We start from the raw sequence: 20254 nt of genomic DNA on the forward strand, positions 1-20254 counted from the left end.
ATACTTTTCTAATCAAAAAGGTACTGTAATAAACCTATTTGTTGTAACAACTGAATGTGGTACTTGCAAAATGCAAACCAGTTGGATAGCAAGGTAACCACCATTCAATGCATCAATATTTAATTATAAAAACAATGAGTACACAATGCGTGTACTTTTCTTGTGACGCAATACAAGTATGCAATAAATGAATTGGATTGAATCTTCATTGTTACAAAAATCCAACGGAATAGTTACATCACCCGCACCAACATGTCGATACCATTTTTAAAAAAACAACATTGCAGTTGCACCCAGATCCAACCAACATTTTACCAATAAAAAAGAATACATAAAACGCCGCATGCAGCGGCGCTTTATGTATTTTGAATTTGACAATACACGATTATATACCAATGCTCTGGCTCCAGGTATCGGTGCCGGTGTTGCTGTGATCTATGCGCAAACGGTTGGTAACATTCGACACACCGGCAATGCGTTCAGCAAGGTCTTCGGCGCGGCGCTTTTCTTCCTTGCTGTGCACCTTGCCCGAAAGGATCACTTCGTTGTCCTGCACTTCCACTTCCACCTCAGATGCATCCAGCCGGTCGTCGTCGCTCAGCCGATGGCATACATCTTCTTTAATGCGCTCCTGCGACCGCTGGTAACCACGCGGTCCTTTGCCATAGTGGGGCCCCGAACGATCCACCCGGTCCATATCACGCCGGCGTTCGGCATCGTCGTCGCCAAACCAGGAGGACACTTCGTCGCGGGAACGATCCCACCAGCTGCGGTCGTTGCGGTCGTGGCCTTCGCGGTTGCCGGTGTGGTATTGGTTGCGGCCGCTGTTGTAGTCGGAGCCGTAGCCTCCGGAATATAGGCGTTGCTGCTGGTTGCTGCTTGCAGCGCCATAGCGCTGGCCCCAGCGGCTGCCGGCATTATCCTCGTGGCCGTAGCCGTATGCATTATTGCTATCCCGGTTGCGGTACTGGTCGTTGATGTTTTGGCCGCTGTATTGCTGCCCGCCATACGATGTGTTGCCATACCGGGTGCCTTCGTTGCGGCTGTCGTATCCCCGGTCGTTTTCATACATACCAAAATCGGGTTGATGCCCGTAGCCGCCCTGCTGGCCCCGGTTGGAGGCACCCGTGTATTGGTTGCCGTAATCATTGCCACCCGAGCCATAGGCTACGCGGTTTTGCTGGCCGGTGCCCCAGCCGCGGTCTTCATTCCAGTCGTTTTGCTGCCCATAGTTCTGATCATCGTGCTCACTGTTCCATTGCTGGTTGCGGGCATTGTAGCCGCTGTTCCGCCATTGATTTTCATGTTCCATAGCAAACAATATTTAAGTGAATAAAATTTATTTCGAGAAAAAACTATGCCTTTTACGCAATGCACTGCAAAAGACGATGGCTACGGATGACCCTGTTGTTCGTTTGCCAAAAGCCCTGCAACGCAGCTGTAACCGATGATGCAACGCAGTGGTATGGAACAATCTTTTTACGCCTGAATATGGCCGCTGCTACTATTGCTGGCCTTTGGCTACATGAAAGACCTTTTGTACAAACTGAACAGGGGATTACTGTTGCTGGTGCTGCTGACCGTGGTGCTTTTTTACGGCAAGCAAATCTTGATCCCGCTGTTTTTTGCCATCATGCTGGCCATGCTGATGGCGCCACTGGTGCGCCGGCTCGATGGCAAGGGTTGGAAGCGCATCTTTTCGAGCCTGCTTAGCGTGTTGATCCTGCTCGTCATTTTTCTACTCATCATTGGTATTGTGCTGGGACAGTTTTCCGGCTTTATCCGCGACCTACCCCTTTTTGAACAAAAAGCCAACGAACTGATCGTTGGGCTGCACCAATACATCGAACGAAAGTTCCGGATACCGGTGGTGGACCAGACCACATTTTTAAAAGAAGAAACGGCGAATATTGGTGCGTTTGTCCGCGGCTATATGACCGGTGTGCTGCGCAGCTCGGTGGCCCTTGTGGCGGGGCTTATCATTACATTGGTGGTTACGTTCCTGCTGCTTTTGCACAAGGAAAGATATTACGCATTCTTTCTAAAATTTGCCGCCAACGACAGCAACGAGCAGCGCGAAGATGTGCTGAACCGCATTGGCATGGTAGCGCAGCATTACCTTACCGGCCGGGCCATTTCCATAATTTTCCTGTTTGTACTGTATGCCGTTGCCCTGCTCATTATTGGCATCGACAATGCGCTGATCCTGGCTGCAGTGGCGGGCATTTTCAACATTATTCCTTACCTGGGGCCCGTGCTGGCGGCGGGCTTCCCGGTGCTGGTGGCGCTGGTTACCGAAACGGGTTACCAGCCGGCAATCTGGGTGCTGATCACTTTTTGCCTGTTCCAGGCGCTGGACAATTACTGGGTAACACCTTACTTTCTCGGCGGCGAGGTTAGCCTCAGCGCACTTTCGACGATCCTGGCCATGCTGGCCGGCGGTTTCCTGTGGGGCATCTCCGGCATGATCCTGTTTATCCCTATGCTCAGCATCGTAAAAATCGTCCTCGACAATATTCCCGGCCTGCAGCATTACGGCGCCCTTATTGGCGATACCGGCAACACCCGGCCCACGCAAAACCTGGGCGCATGGTTCCGCAAAATATTTTCCAGGAAATAGCGCCTATCAGCCCAGCCGTATAAAAAGCATTGTGTGCCAAACAGAACGGCATGGTTTTTTACCGTAATACCTCATTATTCACTAACCAAAAATTTGGGTTATGGAAGACAACAGAAATCAAGGCCAAGGCGGCCAAAGCGGAAATCAGGGCCAACAAGGCGGCAACATGGGCAACCAAGGTGGCCAACAGGGTGGCAATATGGGTAACCAGCGCGGCCAGCAAGGTGGACAACAATCTACCGGTAACCAAGGCGGTATGGGTAACCAAAGCGGCAATATGGGCAACCAAGGCGGCCGCCAGGACGACTCTTCCCGTTCCGGAAGATCGGATGATGATCAAAACCGCAGCGGCGGAAACCGCTAAACGATTGTAAGCTTACAACAGCTTTTCACAAAAATGCCCGGCTCAGCCGGGCATTTTTGATGTTGGTATATTCCTGCCGTTAAAACAACAACGTCATGATGGAATGCGGCTGCGATACCGTTTCGGCCGCCTGCCCTTTTACCCAGAGCCGGTATGGCATTACTTGATCGGTTGTGTTGAGCACCACTACCACCACCTGCCCGTTCGGATTTACAAAAGCGGTGGTTTGCAGCACATCTCGGTTGGATGAAGCTGCTACTCTTTTGGCACCAGGTTGTATGAATTTTGAAAAATGGCCGAGGTAATAATAGCTATTGGTGTAGTGCACCTGGCCGTTGCGGGTATCGGCAATGATAGGCGCATAGCAAAAATTGCCCACATGGTTGGGTCCGCCCGTTTCATCGAGCAGCACGTTCCAATCGGTCCAGGCTACGGTGCCGGCGTTAAAATCGTTCACCAGTGAGGTGCCGTAGCGTTCGCCTAGCGACCAGTCACCAATTTTGCTAAAATCAAATTTTTCCACCGTGCCTTCGGTAAAAATGAGGTTGGTAGCCGGATAGGTTTCCTGCACCCGCTCCAGGTTGCCAAACTGCATGGCGCTGCCGGTCCAGGTTTCGTACCAGTGATAGCCAATGCCCCACACGTATTTCGCAGCTTCCGGATCGTCCAAAATGGTGCTGGCACGCTGGTAAATAAGGTCGCGGTTGTGGTCCCACGCAATCAGTTTTTTACCCTGCATGCCGGCCCGGTGCAAGGTGGGCCCGAGGTAGTTTTTGATAAAATCCCGTTCTTCTTCGGCAGTAAAAATGCATGACTCCCAGGTTTGTTTGGCCATCGGCTCGTTTTGCACCGACAGGCCCCACACCGGAATGTCCCTTTTTTCCAAAGCCTGTATGTATTTGATGTAATAGTTGGCCCACGCCTGCCGGTACCCGGGCAGTAGCTTGCCGCCCTGCAGCATGCTCTTGTTGTCCTTCATCCACGCCGGCGGGCTCCAGGGGCTTACATACAGTGTTAGCTTGCCACCCGCTGCAGTCATTGCTTTTTTGATCATGGGCAGGCGGTATTGTTCGTCGTGTGCAATGGAGAATGTTTTCAATTCCTTATCGCCATCGGCCACATAGGTGTAAGAGCCACTCGAAAAATCGCAGCTGTGGATGGTGGTGCGGGCCAGTTTGTAGCCAATGCCTTTGGTGGGGTTGTAGTAAGCATCAATGATCTCCTGCTGTTGTGCGGCGGGCAATTTAGCCAGGGTTTCAGCCGAAGCATCAGTAATGGCGCCGCCAATACCAAGGAAGGTTTGAAAAGTTTTGGACGGATCTACAAACACGCAAACCTGGGTTTCCAGCGGCTGGCCAAACGGTGTAAAGGGCACACTGCTGCCTTGCGATAGCCGCTGGTCCGTGCCTTTTGCTGTAGTGTACACAGCCACCTCTTTGCTGGTATGCGTGTATGGCCGCAACGTTACTTTTTGGGCCCCGGCCGGCTGTGCCAACACAGCCGCCAGCAACACCGCAGTTCCTAATTTTTTATGCATCCGCTCCTTGTTTAATTGTAGGTAAATAGGCCTGCACCATTCCATCGACGCCCTTTTTTGCGGTAGCGCATTTTTAAGTGTTCAGTAAAAAATGCCGGTGGCGGCCATCCGGGCAAATCTATCCCGGGCGGCAGTGGCAAAACACGATTAAAGTCAAGGAAAGCGACCCGCGGGCATGACTTTGAATAGTGCGGTGTACACTATATTTCTTTATTAATAGAAATGCGGGCGACAACCCCGCCGGGCAATGCGCAGCATTTATCCCCAACGACCTTTTGCCGCCAAAGCCGCCGGCTGCACCATGAAATTGTTGTAGTAATTTGCCCCACTAAATGCACCTGCAGATGTATGAAGTTTTTTTCCAGTCGCTGCGTTCAAAAATTCCGTTTACCGACGAAGAGCTGGAACAGATCAGGCCGTACCTGACGCCCAAAAAGCTGCGCAAAAAACAATACCTGCTGCAGGAGGGCGATGTGTGCAAATACGCATGCTTTGTGGAGCGGGGTGCACTCCGCTCCTACGTGGTGGATGATAAAGGCACCGAACGCATTGTGCAGTTTGCACTGGAAGGCTGGACCATTGCCGACCTCTATAGCTTTATTACCGGCGAACCTTCTACGTATAACATCGATGCGCTGGAAGATTCGGAGTTGGTGCTCATCAGCAAAAAAGCACACGAAGAATTGCTGGAAAAAATACCGAGTTACGAAACCTATCACCGCCTACAGATCACCGGCGCATACCTTGCACTGCAGCGCCGCCTGGTGTCCATCACCAACCTTTCGGTGGAAGAACGCTACACCAGTTTCATGAACCTGTATCCCAATATTGCGCAGCGTGTGCCACAGCACATGATCGCGTCCTACATGGGCCTTACACCGGAAACGTTGAGCAGGGTACGTAAAAAACTGATCCGCAGCTAACGAATTTTTACCCGCCTTTTTCATTGATCTAGATCAATGCCATTTCTTGCCCAAACGCAATGGCCCACGCCCTTGTGCCGGTATACCTTTGCGGTATCAATTTAAATAAACAACACCCAAAGAGTATGAAGAAGTTAACCCTTGCACTTTCCGCTTTTGTGCTGCTCACCGCATTTACCGCCACTACCGGCGTATGGAAAAGCGACAAGCCCCATTCGCAACTAGGCTTTACCGTTACCCACCTGGGCATTTCCGATGTGTCGGGAACATTCAATGATTTCGATGTAGAAGTTTCGAGCTCGAAACCCGATTTCAGCGACGCTGCTTTTACCCTCACTGCGCAAGTGGCCTCTATTGATACCCGTGTGGAAGCAAGGGACAATCACCTGAAAAGCGCCGACTTTTTTGATGCTGCAAAATTCCCTACCCTGCAATTTAAAAGCACCGGCCTTACCAAAACCGGTAAAGACACCTACAAGGTTAAAGGCGACCTTACCATGCACGGCGTAACCAAGCCCGTAACCATGGACCTGAAATACCGCGGCACTGTAGAAAACCCGATGAGCAAAAAAGCAACTGCAGGTTTCACTGTTAGTGGTGTGATCAAGCGTTCCGATTTTGCACTGGGCAATGGTTTTCCTGCCCCGATGATCTCTGACGAAGTACGCATTAAAGCCGACGGCGAATTTGCACAGTAATAAAATATAAAGCATACGCAGCACCGTGTTATGGTTTGATGTGTTGGCGTGCAGCGTAGCCTTTATCCTGCTTAAATAATTAGAAACAGAAGTGATGAAAAAGATTTTGAGTCCCGGCAATAATTCCAACACAGTTGATATAGCCCTGTTGGCTGCACGCATCGGCATTGCCGCCCTGATGCTGGTTCATGGCCTGCCCAAGCTGGGCATGTTATTCTCCGGCGATCCGGTACAGTTTCCGCCCGTACTGGGCATGAGCCCTGAAATGTCGCTGGCTATGGCCGTTTTTGCCGAAGTGGTTTGTTCCTTGTTTATACTGGTGGGCTTTGCCACCAGGCTGGCGACGCTGCCGCTGATTGTAACCATGCTGGTTGCGGTGGTAGTGATCCACGCCGCCGATCCGTTCTCGGCTAAAGAGCTGGGCATGCAATACCTGCTGGCTTACTTAGTGCTTCTGTTTGCCGGCCCCGGCCGCTACTCGGTTGACCAGGCCATTTGGGGTAAAGGCGCAGCGCCTGCGTTCAGCCCCGCTGCGGCCAACAGCTCGATGCCCGCCTACCGATAAAAAGCTTTGGATGTGTGTTTGGTGAATAAATAACAACCCGCAGCCAATTATGAAAATTATACGCGGCTGTGCAGGTTGTAACATTGGTACCCTGTATAAAACGGTTTGTTCATTGACCGGTATTACCAAATGAAACGCCTGGCCTTTTTGGCCGGGCTTTTTTGTGCCCTGCAGTATTTGGTAACAAACAATTGTAGCAAAATACAACGCAACGATCTGCCGGGCTTGATAGCTGCCAAATGTTTTATCCGCCCCAATAAAGTGCAATGGCGCAAATAGGTAACCAATTTGCAGTTCCTTTGTTTAACAATTTTGTCAAACAAAAAAATTCAATGGCTGTAAAAGATTCCAAAACCGAGCAACTCATCAAGGAAACGGCACAGCAGGTATTTTTAAAAGAAGGCCGCATGCTGGCCACCACGCAAGACATTGCAGATGCTGCCGGCGTGAACCGCACCTTGCTCCATTATTATTTCCGGTCCCGCGACCAGCTGTTCGATACCGTTTTTGTAGAAGCCTTGACCGAGCTGCGCAGCCGCATACACGATGTCATTGGTTCGGAGCTGGCGTTTGTGCCCAAAATTGAAGCGCTGGTACAGGCTTTTCTGGAGGTGTTGGTACAACATCCGTTCCTTGAAACATTCATCACGCTGCAGATCAACCAGCAACCCGAACGGTACGAAGAGCTGTTTGTGCAGCTACCCGGCGGCAAGGAGCGGCTGAAAGCATTTTTAAAAGAAATAGAAAGGGAAATGGAACGGGGCACCATCCCGCAAATGAAGCCCATACAGTATTTCATCAACCTGTTTGCACTGCTGGCTTACCCATACATAGCCCGGCCGCTGCTGCAAAAAATGTTCGACCTCAGCGATACGGCTTACAAAAAAATATTGCAGGAACGAAAAACAGTGGTGCTGGCGCTGCTATTGCACCAGTACAAAACAAAGGACCAATAAAAAGAACATACAGCAAACACAACAACCAACGATCATGAACAAGCAGGCAACGTACTGGCTGGCCCCATTCCTATTTTTATCACTGGCCCTCACGGCTTGCGGTGGCAACGATAAAAAAGCCGCAGCAGGTGCACCCGGCGCCGCGGGTGCCGGCGAGGTAAAAGATTATCCCGTTATTACCATTGTACCCCAAACCACCACATTATACTCCGAATACCCGGCCACAATACAGGGCCAGCAAAACATTGAAATAAGACCCAAGATTGACGGTTATGTAGACCGCATTTATGTAGACGAGGGTGCTACGGTACGCCGCGGCCAGCCCCTGTTCCAGATCAGCGCACCGCAATACGAACAAGGCGTACGCACCGCCGAGGCCAATATTAAAATTGCCCAGGCCGATGTAAATGCCGCGCAGATGCAGGTAGAAAAAGTGCGGCCGCTGGTGGAAAAAAACATCATCAGCCAGTACGAGTTGCAGTCGGCGCAGTTTACACTGCAGGCCAAACAGGCCCAGTTGGCGCAGGCCCGTGCCACGCTGGCCAATGCCCGCACCAACCTGGGTTACACCTCCATCACCAGCCCGGTCAACGGCGTGGTGGGTACCATTCCGCATAAAATAGGCAGCCTGGTAAGCAGCACCACGCCGGAGCCGCTTACCACCGTGTCGAACATCGGCAATATCTACGCGTATTTTTCCATCAACGAAAAACAAGCGCTGGAGTTTGCTAAAAACACCAAGGGCGCCACATCCGAAGAGCGGCTGGCATCGCTGCCGCCAGTTAGTTTAATGTTACCTAACGGCTCCGAGTTTCCGCAAAAAGGAAAAGTGGAAACCGCCAGTGGCCTTATCAATACCGAAACGGGTTCCATCAGTGTGCGGGCCACGTTTCCCAACCCCGGTAATATTATTCGCAGCGGCAGCAGCGGCGTGGTGCGCATTCCGCAAACCGTCGATTCGGCCATTGTTATTCCGCAAAAATCAACTTACGAAATACAGGGAAAACGTTTTGTGTATGTGCTGGAAAGTACCGGCACGGTACGCAGCGCCGAAGTACAGGTGATGGAAAGCAGCAACGGCAAATACTTTGTAGCAGAGGAGGGCCTCAACCCCGGCGACAGGATTGTGCTGGAAGGCATTGCCACGCTGCGCGAAGGCGCCCCCATCAAGGTAAGGCCGGTAAATGTAGACAGCCTGTACCGCAGCCTGCTGCAGTAAATAGTGCGGCTTTAAATGCTGCAGGTTCTCGTTTTTTTTATAAAAAAACAAACGCTGCAACTGCTTCCGCAAACAGCTTTGATGCAATTGCATTGTTTACAACTGCATCGTCGCTACTTTTTTTTCAGACCAACAGTTAAGTAATCATGCTCAAAAGATTTATAGAACGCCCGGTGCTGTCCACCGTTATTTCGGTGCTGATCGTGATCCTGGGCATACTGGGCCTTGTATCGCTGCCCATTTCGCAGTACCCCGATATTGCGCCGCCCACCGTGCAGGTTTCTGCATCATACCAGGGCGCCAATGCCGATGTGGTACTCAACAGCGTGGTGGTGCCGCTTGAAGAACAGATCAATGGTGTGGAAGGCATGACCTACATGACCTCATCGGCCGGCAACGACGGCACCGCCAATATTACCATCAACTTTAAGCTGGGCACCAACCCCGACCTGGCATCGGTGAACGTACAGAACCGCGTGGCCCGCGCCACCAGCCTGTTGCCACAGGAGGTGACCCGTGCCGGCGTAACCACTGCCAAACGCCAAAGCTCCAACCTGGTGATTTTTTCGCTGTACAGCGAAAACCCGGCATACGACCAGACCTTTTTGCAGAACTATGCCGAGATCAACCTGGTGCCGCGCATCAAAAGGGTAAATGGTGTAGGCGATGCATCGGCATTTGGCCGGATGGATTATTCCATGCGTATTTGGCTGAAACCCGATGTGATGGCCACTTATGGCCTGGTGCCCGGCGACATAGGCGCTGCGCTTGCTGAGCAAAACATTGAAGCGGCCCCGGGGCAATTTGGCGAACAAGGCCAGCAATCGTTTCAGTATGTGATCAAATACAGCGGCCGGCTAAAGACCACTGAAGAATTTGAAAAAATCATTATCCGCTCAGCCGGCACGGGCCGACTGTTGCGGCTGAAAGATATTGCCCGCTTGGAACTGGGTGCGCTGAGTTATGCCTCTACCACCACTACCAACGGCAACCCTTCGGTGGGTGTGGCTATTTCGCAAACTGCTGGTTCCAATGCCAAAGAAGTTATTGAAGGCAGTTTGGCAGTGTTGGATGAAGCGGCCAAAACATTTCCGCAAGGGGTAAAATATGTGAACCTTGTCAACGCCAACGATTTTCTTGATGCGTCGATTGAAAAAGTGATCCATACCCTGATCGAAGCATTCATCCTTGTGTTCCTCGTGGTGTTTGTGTTCCTGCAGGATTTTCGCTCCACGCTTATTCCCGCCATTGCGGTGCCGGTGGCCATTGTCGGTACATTTTTCTTCCTCGGGTTGTTTGGTTTTACCATCAACCTGCTTACCCTTTTTGCACTGGTGCTGGCCATCGGCATTGTGGTGGATGATGCCATTGTGGTAGTGGAAGCCGTTCACGCCAAACTGGACCAGGGTTATACCTCGGCCCGAAAGGCCACGCTTGATGCGATGGATGAAATTTCCGGCGCCATTGTTTCCATCACTTTGGTAATGGCAGCGGTGTTTGTGCCGGTAAGTTTTATTACCGGTTCGGCAGGTGTGTTTTACAAACAATTTGGTTTAACGCTGGCCATTTCCATTATTCTTTCGGCGGTAAACGCCCTTACGTTAAGCCCCGCGTTGTGTGCATTGTTGCTGAAGCCGCACAAAGAGGACGGGCATAAAAAGAAAGGATTTTTACAGCGCTTTTATGCAGCGTTTAATGCGGCATTTGATGTAACCACCAGCAAGTATCGCAAGTCGGTTTCGTTTTTGGTAAAACGAAAAGGCATTGCCATTGGCGGACTGGTGTTGTTTGCAGGCTTGTTTTATTTTTTAATGAAAACAACACCCACCGCGTTTGTACCCAACGAAGACATGGGCACGGTGATGAGTGATATTGCGCTGCCGCCCGGTGCATCGCTGGAGCGCACCGACGAGATCACGAAAGAGATTGAAAAAATTGCCCGCACCATTCCCGAGGTGGAAAATATTTTGCGCATCACCGGCCGCGGTATGATATCAGGCGCAGGTTCCAACTATGGCATGGTAATCATGCGGCTAAAACCGTGGGCCGACCGCAAGGGCAAGGGCCAGGATGTGCAGTCCATCATCGGGCAAATGTTTGGCAAAACCGCCGGCATCCGCGATGCTCGCATCATCTTTTTTTCGCCACCAACCATCCAGGGCTTTGGTACCACGGGCGGTTTTGAGTTCCAGTTGCAGGACCGCAGCGGCGGCGATATTGCACGTTTTACCAAAGTAAGCAACGACTTCCTGGCAGCGTTGAACCAGCGCCCCGAGATCCAGTTTGCATCCACTTCGTTTAACCCAAATTTTCCGCAGTTCCAGATTGATGTAAACGTGGCGCGGGTAAAAGAAGCCGGGCTTACGGTAAACGACATTCTCAACACCATGCAGGGTTACTACGGTGGTGTGTATGCATCGAACTTTAACCAGTTTGGCAAACAATACCGCGTAATGTACCAGGCTGAGCCATCATTCCGGGCCAATGAAGAAAGCCTGAACAATGTATTTGTGCGCAATGCCAACGGCACCATGGCGCCAATTACCGAGTTTATTACCATGAAACGGGTGTACGGCCCGCAGTCTATTTCCAGGTTCAACCTGTTTACATCCATTGGCGTCAACGGTTCGCCCAACCCGGGCTTTAGCTCCGGCGATGCCATCAGGGCGGTGGAAGAAACGGCGGCGGCAGTGTTGCCGGCAGGCTATGGCTACGAGTTTTCGGGCATGACCCGCGAAGAACTAGCAGCCGGTGGCCAAACTGTATTCATCTTTCTGCTGGTGATCATTTTTGTGTACTTCCTGTTAAGCGCCCAATACGAAAGTTATATACTGCCACTGGCGGTGTTGCTGTCGCTACCCATTGGCCTTGCAGGTGCATTTGTATTTACCTCACTGTTCGACATCAGCAACAACATTTATGTACAAATTACCCTGATCATGCTGGTGGGGCTTTTGGCAAAAAATGCCATCCTCATTGTGGAGTTTGCAGTGGAACGGCGGCGTCAGGGCATGTCCATTGTGCAGGCCGCACTGGAAGGTGCACAGGCCCGTTTGCGCCCCATCCTCATGACCTCGTTTGCATTCATCCTGGGCCTGGTTCCGCTGATGCTTTCGTCGGGTGCAGGTGCTACCGGCAACCGCTCCATTGGTACAGGCGCAGTGGGCGGCATGCTGATAGGTACGCTGTTCGGTGTGTTTGTGATTCCCGTGTTGTTCATCATTTTCCAATCGCTGCAGGAGCGGTTCAGCGGGCCGCCCAAACAGTTTGGTGCAACTGACGATGAAGCGGGTACGCCGGCCCCGGTTGCAGCCACATAACACGCAGCCAGCCCATTTATAGAACGCAGTTTAATGATGCATACATGAACAAGAGATTTTTTAATTACATCACTATTTTTTCACTGGCGGTTGTGCTGCTGGCATCGTGCAAAGTGGTACGGCCATATGCAGCACCCGAGGTGCAAACCGATGATCTTTTTCGGGGTGCCAACAGCACCGACACCAACAGCATTGCAGCACTTTCGTGGCAGCAGGTATTTACCGATACTACGTTGCAACGCCTCATCAACCAGGGCATCAACAACAACCTGAACCTGCAGATTGCCTATACCCGTGTGCAGCAGGCGCAGGCTTATTATTTGCAAAGCCGTGCGGCTTTTTTGCCAACATTGGCGGGCAATGCATCGGTGTCTGAGTCAAAGCTTTCGGAGGCGCAGGGCTTTGGCATCCGTACCAACGCCACGCAGTTTCAACTGGGCCTTTCATCGGCCTGGGAGGCCGACATCTGGGGCCGGCTGGCCAGCAGCCGCAGGGCAGCGCAGGCAAACTTGCTGCAATCGGAAGCGGCTGCACGGGTGGTGCAAACAGGCATTGTCAGCACCATTGCCAATTTGTATTACACACTGATGGCATTGGACGAACAATTACTCATCACGCAGCAAACGGTGCAAAACTGGGGCACTACTGTAACGGTGATGCGTGCCCTGAAAACAGCAGCCCGCGTAACCGAGGCGGCCGTGGTGCAAAGCGAGGCGCAGCGCTATGCTGCAGAAGTTACACTGCCCGATCTGAAACAACGCATCAGGGAAACCGAGCATGCGCTGAGCATTGTGTTGGGACAAGCACCGTCAGGCATTCCGCGCAATGACCTGGATGAACAACAGGTGGCCAATATGTTGCAAACCGGTGTGCCCGCACAGCTGCTGGCCTATCGCCCCGATGTGCAGCAGGCCGAGGCGGCCTACCGGAGCGCATTTGAATTTACCAATGTAGCCCGCACTGCATTTTACCCGGCACTTACCATTTCGGGCTCTGCAGGGCTTTCGAGCCTTGCGCTGTCCAACTTTTTAGACCCTGCATCGCTGGCGGCCAACCTTACTGCCGTACTCACCCAGCCTATTTTTAACCGACGCCTCAATCGTACCAATCTTATTGTTGCCCAAGCCGATCAGCAGGCAGCATTGCTGCAATTTAGAAATACATTGCTCACTGCCGGGCAGGAAGTGTCGGATGCACTGTCGCTGCACGAAACGGCTTTGGAAAAAATGAATGTGCGTACGCTGCAATTGTCGGCGCTGGAGCGGTCGGTGTCGTATTCCATTGAATTGCTGCGCAATGGATTTGCCGATTATACCGAAGTGATCACAGCCCGCCAAAGCCTGCTGGCTGCGCAATTGGGCCGCGTAAACGACCGCTTGCAGCAGATGCAGGCCATGGTCGATTTGTACCGGTCGCTGGGCGGCGGTTGGCGCTAAGGTGGGAAAAGGCAAGTTGTAAGCTACAAGCTGCAAGTGGAGTACTTGTAGCTTGTAGCTTTTTTTTACCCATAAAGTTGGATTAATCCTCCTCACTCAGGCTGATGACAATCATCCCAATCGAACCTTACAATCAACTAGCGCAATGGCGTAAAAACGGACCTTAGCGGTATTAAATTACTTGTTATGAAAACCATCCTTGTAGCAACCGATTTTTCCGCTAATGCAACCAGCGCCCTTGAATATGCAGCGGCTCTTGCTGCAAAGATCAATACCCGGCTGGTTTTATTTCATGCATACCAACTGCCCCTGCATGCATCCAATACTTTGCTTACCCCGGCAGGTGTAGACGAGCTGGTGGCAGCCAATAAAAAACGCCTGGATAAAATTGCGGCCAACACTGCCGAACTGTTTGGCATTGAAGCCGAGGGCCTTTCCCGCACTGCACTGCTCACAGATATACTCGACGAAGTGGTAGCAGAAGTGAACGCCGGCCTGGTGGTGATGGGCATGCACATCAACGACTGGGGCGACGAGCTGTTTGGCAACACCACTACTTCGGTAATCCGCGCCGCTGCATACCCCGTGCTGGTGGTGCCCGAAGGTGCGAAATATAACGGCATCGGCAAGATCATGTACGCCTACGACAACAGTTGCCTGTCGAGCAGGAACAGCCTGATGTTGCTGAAAGAAGTGGCCAGTAAATTTGGCGCCAGCGTGGAAATATTTCACGTGGATAAAGTGCAGCAGGAAGCTGCCGCAGCCGACCCTAAAGTAGAAGCAGCGCTGGAAAATGTAGCGCACCATTATAAAAGCGTGGCCACTCCCGGCGTGGTGGAAGGCATTGTAAAAGAGGTGGAAACCTTCGGCGCCGATATGCTGGCCGTGGTGCCCGGCAAAAACAATTTCTGGCGGCGAATGGTGCACCAAAGCACTACCCGTGCACTGGCACTGCGGGTGCAAATACCGCTGCTGGTATTGCCCAACGACCCGGTAGTTAGCGCCAACTAATACTGCAAAATAAAATGGGCAACAACCGACGTTTTACTCAGTCGGTTGTTGCCCATTTTTCTATATAAAAACGTAGGAAAAACTTTACTCTTCCGATCGGTTGCCCGGCAGCGCTTTGATTTGAATGTTGCGAAAATCAATGGGCTGTCCTTCGCTTTGCAGCGCAATAAACCCGGATTTCAACGGCTTGCCCGGTTGCCACAAAGCCTTATCATAACCATCAACCACGCCACCACCCATGGTGGGTTTGCTGTATTGCAGCACGGTATCGCCGTTGATGATGTGCTGGATCAGGGAATCGCCCAACACAATCAGTTCGGCTTGCACCCATTCGTCCTTATCATAAGTTTTCGAAGTGGAATTAAGGCAGTGCCCGTTGTATTGTTTGCCCTTGTACACAATCTCGGTCCCCGGCGAACACATATTGCCGGTGGGTCGTGGCTTGCCATCACCCAGTCCTGCATAAAACTGCATTTCCACTGATATCGGCCAGTTCTGTTCTTTAAGCATGGTGCGGGGATCCTGCGAATGATACATTACACCACTGTTAAGAATGGTGTACGATGGTGCACTTTTTTGCAACTCGCCGGTAAAGCGGTACTCCAACTTGAGGTGGTAATGCGAATAAGGTTGGTTGTAATACAAGTGTGCAAACTGGTCGTTGAAATCGCCGTATTGATCGTAGCGCACTTTGATCATGCCATCTTCCGCACGGAATGTATTACCAAAGTTGACACCAGTTTCGTGGTGATGAATCTTTACCGTCCAGTCGTTGATGTCTTTTCCGTTAAACAGTGGCACCCAGCCGGCTGCGCTATTGGTTGTTGCGGCAGCCACAGGCGTGGTGGCGCTTTTTTGTGCCGGGTTACAGGCAGCCATCACGGCGGCAATAGCGCAGGAAAAAAGCAGAGGCTTGGCAGTAAAACGTTTCATATGCAACGGTGGTTTGTGGGTGCCGTTAAAGATATTGATGCAGGTGCTTTTGCCAAGATATTTTTTACCACAACTATTATAGCGGCCCGAACGCATAACCCCTCATCAATCGATGGAGCCAGCTTTCAGCCGCTGTTAAAGAAATAAGAAAAGGAATTTGCGGCGGCAGCCCGGAGCATGAAATACGGTAATTTTCAAAATCTCCCCTGCTTATGTTGCGAACGCTGCTGCTTTTCATGCTCTTGTTCCAGTGTGCTTTGGCCGCTGCGCAGCAGTATAAAATTTTTGGCAAAATCACCAACAACAAACTCGAGCCGTTGGCATTGGTCAGCGTGCAGGTAAAAAACAGCAGGCTCGGTACGCTTTCATCAACAGATGGCGCTTATGCATTGGAGGTTGACGCAGGCAAATACGAACTGGTGTACACCATAGTTGGCTATGCGCCGCAAACCATTGAGCTGGTGGTGCAGCGAAATACAGAACAAAATGTGATCCTGACCGAAGACACCAAGAGCCTTTCGGAAGTGGTGGTAAGGGGCCGCGCCAAAGACCGGGCGGAAGAGATCATCCGGCAGGTGATCCAGCACAAGGATGCAATGATGGCGGCCATTGGCCAGTACTCCTGCAACATGTACATCAAAGCCGTGCAACAGGATTCATCTACACCAAAGGTCAAGAAAGGAAAGGTGCGGATTGATACAACGCATATTTCAGCGGAAGCTGCTGCCATGTCTCGCATGGCCATGGCCGAAGTGTTGCTGCGCCTCGACTATGGCGGCGAGCAGCACATCAAAGAGGAGCGGCAGGGTGTAAAAAAATGGGGCAATACGGCGGGCTTGTTTTACCTGTCGGCAACAGAAGGCAATTTTAATTTTTACAACAACCTGGTGAAGATTCCTTCGTTGTCGCAAACGCCCTTTTTATCGCCAATCAGTTACAGCGGGCTGGTGGCTTACCGCTACAAAACGGTGCGAATTCAACAAGCTGGCAAACATAAAATATACACCATTTCGGTTAGGCCTACCCGTATGAGCAATGCTACTGTTGAAGGTGAGCTGGATGTTTCGGACAGTGCATGGGCAGTGCTGCATACCCGTTTCAAACTGCCGGCTTACCATGTGCCGGAGTACGACTTTTTTGAAGTGGAACAACACTATGTGCCTGTTGGCAGCAAGGCCTTCATGCTCGACCGGCAGCAGTTTACCTACTACGCAAAAGGCGGCAAAAGCAAGCTTTCCGGCCAGACCACGGTGCGGTATTCGAACTACGAATTGAACCGCGTTTTTGGCAAAAAACATTTTGGCAATGAAATCAGCGCAACGGCATTGGAAGCTTACGAAAAAGACAGCAGCTTTTGGCACCAGGTGCGCACCGAACCGCTAACGCCCACCGAACTGCGTTTTATCCGGTATAAAGACAGCGTATACCGCGCCACTCACACCAAACAATACCTCGACTCGATTGACAGGAAACTGAACCGTGTGACATTCAAAAAAATCCTTTTTTCAGGACAAACTTTTTTTAACCGCGAAAAGGAACGCACCTGGAACCTGCCGCCGCTGGTTTCACTCATTCAACCATTCAGCTTTGGCGGACTGCGCATACTCCCTTCCGTTAGCTATTCGAAAGTTTACCCATCGCGGAAAAACCTGAACGTGTATGCCAACCTGAGTTATGGGGTACGCAACAAAGACCTGAACGGAAACATTCGTTTTACCCGGATGTACAATCCTTTTAACCGGGGTTATTACCGCATTGGTGTGGGCCGCGATTTCCATTACATCTTCGCCGGCGATGCCTGGATCAACATGCTCAAGCGCAGCAACATTTACCTGAATAATTACCTCAGCGCCCGGCACGGGCTGGAGTTGGCCAACGGCCTTTTCCTGCATGCCGATGCAGAAATTGCATTGCGCCGATCGGTCAGTAATTACAAAACTGTTGCACTTCTTGACAGTACGTTGGGCGATATACTTGAAGACAATAAAGCAATTGCATTTGAGCCATACAATGCGCTGTATGGAACGCTGATTTTGCAATACACTCCGGGCCAGCGCTACATCCGGGAGCCCCGCGAAAAAGTAATTCTTAGTTCCAAATGGCCTACGTTTTACACAAGTTGGCGCAAAGGCATTCCCAATGTTTTTTCCAGCAAGGTTGATTTTGATTTCCTCGAGTTTGGCATGGAGCAGGAAATAGAACTGGGGCTTGTCGGTAACTCGCGGTACAAGGTGAAGAGCGGCACTTTTCTCAATAAAAATAAATTGGAATTGGTGGACTACCAGTTTCAGCGCCGCGGCGACCCGCTGCTGTTTTTGAATCCCGACGAAGCATTCCAGGCGCTGGACTCTACGTTCCCCGTGTTCAAACGCACCTACCAGGCGCACTATGTTCACGAGTTCAACGGCTTTTTTATCAACCGCATTCCACTGCTCAAAAATTTGCGCCTGCGCGAAGTGGCCGGCGGCGGCTTCCTCTTTGCGCCGGAACGCAACCTGCGTTACGTGGAGGCTTTTACCGGCATTGAGCGGGTGTTCAAATGGCCGTTTAATGCAGGTTCAAAATTCAAGCTGGGCGTATACGTGGTGGGTTCGGCCGCAAACAAGTTTCAAAATCCGGTGCAGTTTAAAATTGGTGTAACCAGTTGGGATGCCCTGCGCAACCGCTGGTTTTAGTAACGCAACATATTACCGCATTCACGCCGTTTTACCTGCATTTGCACTGCTATCTTTGCCGCTATGGACAACTACGCCCTTGCCGACCAGTTTTCGTTGCTGGCAAAATTGATGGACATCCATGGCGCCAATTCGTTTAAATCGAAAAGCTACGCCAGCGCTGCATTTGCCATTGAAAAACTAACCGTGCCGCTGGCCGGAATGGCGCCGCAAAAAATTGCTGGCATCAAAGGCATCGGCGACAGCGTTGCACAAAAAATTATGGAGTTGTTGCAGACTGGTGAACTGCAGGTGCTGCAGGAACTGGTTGCACAAACACCGGAAGGCGTGCTCCAAATGATGGAAGTAAAAGGGCTGGGGCCAAAAAAGATCAATACCATTTGGAAGGACTTGCACATTTCATCCATTCAAGAACTGGAACAAGCCTGCGCCGAAAACCGCATTGCAACAACCAAAGGATTTGGTGCAAAAACGCAGGAAAAAATCCTTGACTCCATCCGCTTTATACAGGAAAGCCGCGGCAAATTTTTCTATGCGCAGCTCGATGCGTTTGCGCTTTCATTTACACAGAAACTACAGCAAGCTTTTCCCCTCCATCAACTGGAACTAACCGGTGAATTCAGGCGGCACCTGGAAGTTATTTCCAAACTGGAATGGGTAACCACAGTACCGCAAGCAGAATTGCAACAACACCTGCAACGCACCAGCCTCGATATTGTTTCGGCAGATGACGCTACGCTACAAGCCGCCACAGACCAGGGTTTTCCGATGTTCTTTTATTTTGCGGCACCGGAACATTTCGGTACGGTACTTTTTGAAAAAAGCTGCAGCACCGAATTTTTAGAGGCTTGGAAAGCAACGTATTCGCTACCCAATGCTGCCACGGAACAAGAGCTGTTTGATGCAAGCCAAAAGGCATTTATCGCACCGTTTTTACGCGAAAATAAAAGGCAGGCAACAGGCCCGGTGCCAGCTGCGGAAAGCCTGGTGCAGGTGGCCGATATCAAAGGACTAATTCATGCGCACAGCAATTGGAGCGATGGCGCACATCCATTGGAAGACATGGCTGCATCGTTGAAAGATCTGGGCTTTGAATACCTTGTTATTTCCGACCATTCGAAGGCTGCGTTTTATGCCAATGGCTTGTCGGAAGAACGCATTATTGCGCAGCACAAATTGATCGACGACCTGAACCGGCAACTGGCGCCTTTTAAAATATTTAAGAGCATTGAATGCGATATCCTTGGCGACGGCACCATGGATTACAGCAACGATGTGCTGGCTTCGTTCGACCTGGTGATTGCATCGATACACAGCAACCTGGATATGGATGAAGACAAAGCCATGCAGCGGTTGTTGGGTGCCATCAACAACCCGCATGTGCGGATGATGGGGCACCTTTCGGGTCGCCGGTTGTTGCGCCGGCCGGCCTACCCGGTCAACTACCCAGCCATCATCGATGCATGCGCCGCAAATGGCGTGGCCATTGAAGTAAACGCCCACCCGGAACGGCTCGATATTGACTGGCGTTGGATTGATGCGGCGTTGCAAAAAGGCGTGCAGCTATCCATTAACCCCGATGCACATACGAAGGACGATTTTGCCAACCTGAAATACGGCGTGCTGGCTGCGCAGAAAGGCGGGCTTACTGCTGCGCAAAATATAAGCTCGTTTGGGCTGCAGGAATTTGAGGCGTGGTTGCGGAGGAAGTGAGGGTAGTGTGGAATTGAGAGTTCGGTGTTGACAGTTGGTAGTTGGTAGTTGACAGTTGACAGTTGATAGGAAATCGTGTTAGGTGAGACTGAGGCGATTTGTGCTAAACGTCATTGCGAGGCGCAGCGGGAATGCTTTATTAAGCGAAAACGATTGCGCCGAAGCAATCCCCATTTACAACTTATTACCTATTGTTTTACCACGTTTAGCTTAATATGCAAATGGAGATTGCTTCGGCGCAATGAACACGAACACAACAAGGCGACCGCTGCGCCTCGCAATGA

15 protein-coding genes are annotated in these 20254 nt (G+C 51.2%); 12 read left to right on the forward strand and 3 right to left on the reverse strand.

The window, feature by feature from the left end; genetic code table 11:
• Positions 1–385: 385 nt before the first annotated feature.
• Positions 386–1312: a BON domain-containing protein gene (locus tag EPD17_RS16030; protein WP_204743196.1), complete on the reverse strand. Its 927-nt coding sequence runs from the start codon at positions 1310–1312 to the stop codon at positions 386–388.
• Between the two features lie 213 nt (positions 1313–1525).
• Between EPD17_RS16030 and EPD17_RS16035 the strand changes: the two genes are divergently transcribed.
• A complete protein-coding gene (locus tag EPD17_RS16035) occupies positions 1526–2620 on the forward strand; it encodes an AI-2E family transporter (RefSeq protein ID WP_132055603.1) in 1095 nt (364 codons plus the stop codon).
• A gap of 100 nt (positions 2621–2720) precedes the next feature.
• The gene (locus EPD17_RS20120) at positions 2721–2984 is read left to right on the forward strand and encodes a hypothetical protein (RefSeq protein WP_204743198.1); all 264 of its coding nucleotides are present in this window, start codon (positions 2721–2723) and stop codon (positions 2982–2984) included.
• Between the two features lie 79 nt (positions 2985–3063).
• Here the strand turns inward: EPD17_RS20120 and EPD17_RS16045 are convergent, their stop codons facing one another.
• The gene (locus EPD17_RS16045) at positions 3064–4521 is read right to left on the reverse strand and encodes a glycoside hydrolase family 30 protein (RefSeq protein WP_132055604.1); all 1458 of its coding nucleotides are present in this window, start codon (positions 4519–4521) and stop codon (positions 3064–3066) included.
• 344 nt (positions 4522–4865) lie between these two features.
• Here EPD17_RS16045 and EPD17_RS16050 point away from each other — a divergent pair, with 344 nt between their 5' ends.
• The 8 genes from EPD17_RS16050 to EPD17_RS16085 all read left to right on the forward strand — a co-directional run bounded on the left by EPD17_RS16050 (position 4866) and on the right by EPD17_RS16085 (position 14649).
• On the forward strand, positions 4866–5444 hold the full coding sequence (locus tag EPD17_RS16050) for a Crp/Fnr family transcriptional regulator (protein ID WP_132055605.1): 579 nt from the start codon (positions 4866–4868) through the stop codon (positions 5442–5444).
• 125 nt (positions 5445–5569) lie between these two features.
• Positions 5570–6142, forward strand: a complete 573-nt coding sequence (locus EPD17_RS16055; RefSeq protein ID WP_114236732.1) for a YceI family protein — start codon at positions 5570–5572, stop codon at positions 6140–6142.
• 94 nt (positions 6143–6236) lie between these two features.
• Entirely contained in the window at positions 6237–6707 is a 471-nt protein-coding gene (locus tag EPD17_RS16060) for a DoxX family protein (RefSeq protein ID WP_132055606.1), read from the forward strand.
• A gap of 332 nt (positions 6708–7039) precedes the next feature.
• Positions 7040–7663, forward strand: a complete 624-nt coding sequence (locus EPD17_RS16065; protein ID WP_165929635.1) for a TetR/AcrR family transcriptional regulator — start codon at positions 7040–7042, stop codon at positions 7661–7663.
• Between the two features lie 34 nt (positions 7664–7697).
• Positions 7698–8882 (forward strand): efflux RND transporter periplasmic adaptor subunit, encoded by a 1185-nt coding sequence (locus EPD17_RS16070; RefSeq protein ID WP_132055608.1) that lies wholly within the window; start codon positions 7698–7700, stop codon positions 8880–8882.
• Between the two features lie 146 nt (positions 8883–9028).
• Positions 9029–12202: an efflux RND transporter permease subunit gene (locus tag EPD17_RS16075; RefSeq protein WP_132055609.1), complete on the forward strand. Its 3174-nt coding sequence runs from the start codon at positions 9029–9031 to the stop codon at positions 12200–12202.
• Between the two features lie 44 nt (positions 12203–12246).
• Entirely contained in the window at positions 12247–13638 is a 1392-nt protein-coding gene (locus EPD17_RS16080) for an efflux transporter outer membrane subunit (RefSeq protein WP_132055610.1), read from the forward strand.
• 186 nt (positions 13639–13824) lie between these two features.
• Positions 13825–14649 (forward strand): universal stress protein, encoded by an 825-nt coding sequence (locus EPD17_RS16085; RefSeq protein ID WP_132055611.1) that lies wholly within the window; start codon positions 13825–13827, stop codon positions 14647–14649.
• An 84-nt stretch (positions 14650–14733) separates the two neighbouring features.
• On the opposite strand, the gene EPD17_RS16090 is transcribed toward EPD17_RS16085, so the two are convergent.
• Positions 14734–15582: a 3-keto-disaccharide hydrolase gene (locus EPD17_RS16090; RefSeq protein ID WP_132055612.1), complete on the reverse strand. Its 849-nt coding sequence runs from the start codon at positions 15580–15582 to the stop codon at positions 14734–14736.
• 212 nt (positions 15583–15794) lie between these two features.
• Here EPD17_RS16090 and EPD17_RS16095 point away from each other — a divergent pair, with 212 nt between their 5' ends.
• Both EPD17_RS16095 and EPD17_RS16100 read left to right on the forward strand, forming a co-directional pair.
• Positions 15795–18257: a DUF5686 and carboxypeptidase regulatory-like domain-containing protein gene (locus EPD17_RS16095; protein ID WP_132055613.1), complete on the forward strand. Its 2463-nt coding sequence runs from the start codon at positions 15795–15797 to the stop codon at positions 18255–18257.
• 63 nt (positions 18258–18320) lie between these two features.
• A complete protein-coding gene (locus EPD17_RS16100; protein ID WP_132055614.1) occupies positions 18321–19970 on the forward strand; it encodes a DNA polymerase/3'-5' exonuclease PolX in 1650 nt (549 codons plus the stop codon).
• Positions 19971–20254 lie beyond the last annotated feature (284 nt).

The organism is Pseudocnuella soli (genome assembly GCF_004347775.1).
GTDB lineage: Bacteria > Bacteroidota > Bacteroidia > Chitinophagales > Chitinophagaceae > Flavisolibacter > Flavisolibacter aquaticus.

What these genes read in the sequence shown, in the direction of transcription:
- EPD17_RS16065 (WP_165929635.1), top strand. Translation starts at nt 7,040, where the DNA reads ATGGCTGTAAAAGATTCCAAAACCGAGCAACTCATCAAGGAAACGGCA.
- EPD17_RS16055 (WP_114236732.1), top strand. Translation starts at nt 5,570, where the DNA reads ATGAAGAAGTTAACCCTTGCACTTTCCGCTTTTGTGCTGCTCACCGCA.
- EPD17_RS16060 (WP_132055606.1), top strand. Translation starts at nt 6,237, where the DNA reads ATGAAAAAGATTTTGAGTCCCGGCAATAATTCCAACACAGTTGATATA.
- EPD17_RS16050 (WP_132055605.1), top strand. Translation starts at nt 4,866, where the DNA reads ATGTATGAAGTTTTTTTCCAGTCGCTGCGTTCAAAAATTCCGTTTACC.
- EPD17_RS16035 (WP_132055603.1), top strand. Translation starts at nt 1,526, where the DNA reads ATGAAAGACCTTTTGTACAAACTGAACAGGGGATTACTGTTGCTGGTG.
- EPD17_RS16075 (WP_132055609.1), top strand. Translation starts at nt 9,029, where the DNA reads ATGCTCAAAAGATTTATAGAACGCCCGGTGCTGTCCACCGTTATTTCG.
- EPD17_RS16085 (WP_132055611.1), top strand. Translation starts at nt 13,825, where the DNA reads ATGAAAACCATCCTTGTAGCAACCGATTTTTCCGCTAATGCAACCAGC.
- EPD17_RS16095 (WP_132055613.1), top strand. Translation starts at nt 15,795, where the DNA reads ATGTTGCGAACGCTGCTGCTTTTCATGCTCTTGTTCCAGTGTGCTTTG.
- EPD17_RS16030 (WP_204743196.1), bottom strand. Translation starts at nt 1,312, where the DNA reads ATGGAACATGAAAATCAATGGCGGAACAGCGGCTACAATGCCCGCAAC.
- EPD17_RS16070 (WP_132055608.1), top strand. Translation starts at nt 7,698, where the DNA reads ATGAACAAGCAGGCAACGTACTGGCTGGCCCCATTCCTATTTTTATCA.
- EPD17_RS16080 (WP_132055610.1), top strand. Translation starts at nt 12,247, where the DNA reads ATGAACAAGAGATTTTTTAATTACATCACTATTTTTTCACTGGCGGTT.
- EPD17_RS16090 (WP_132055612.1), bottom strand. Translation starts at nt 15,582, where the DNA reads ATGAAACGTTTTACTGCCAAGCCTCTGCTTTTTTCCTGCGCTATTGCC.
- EPD17_RS16045 (WP_132055604.1), bottom strand. Translation starts at nt 4,521, where the DNA reads ATGCATAAAAAATTAGGAACTGCGGTGTTGCTGGCGGCTGTGTTGGCA.
- EPD17_RS16100 (WP_132055614.1), top strand. Translation starts at nt 18,321, where the DNA reads ATGGACAACTACGCCCTTGCCGACCAGTTTTCGTTGCTGGCAAAATTG.
- EPD17_RS20120 (WP_204743198.1), top strand. Translation starts at nt 2,721, where the DNA reads ATGGAAGACAACAGAAATCAAGGCCAAGGCGGCCAAAGCGGAAATCAG.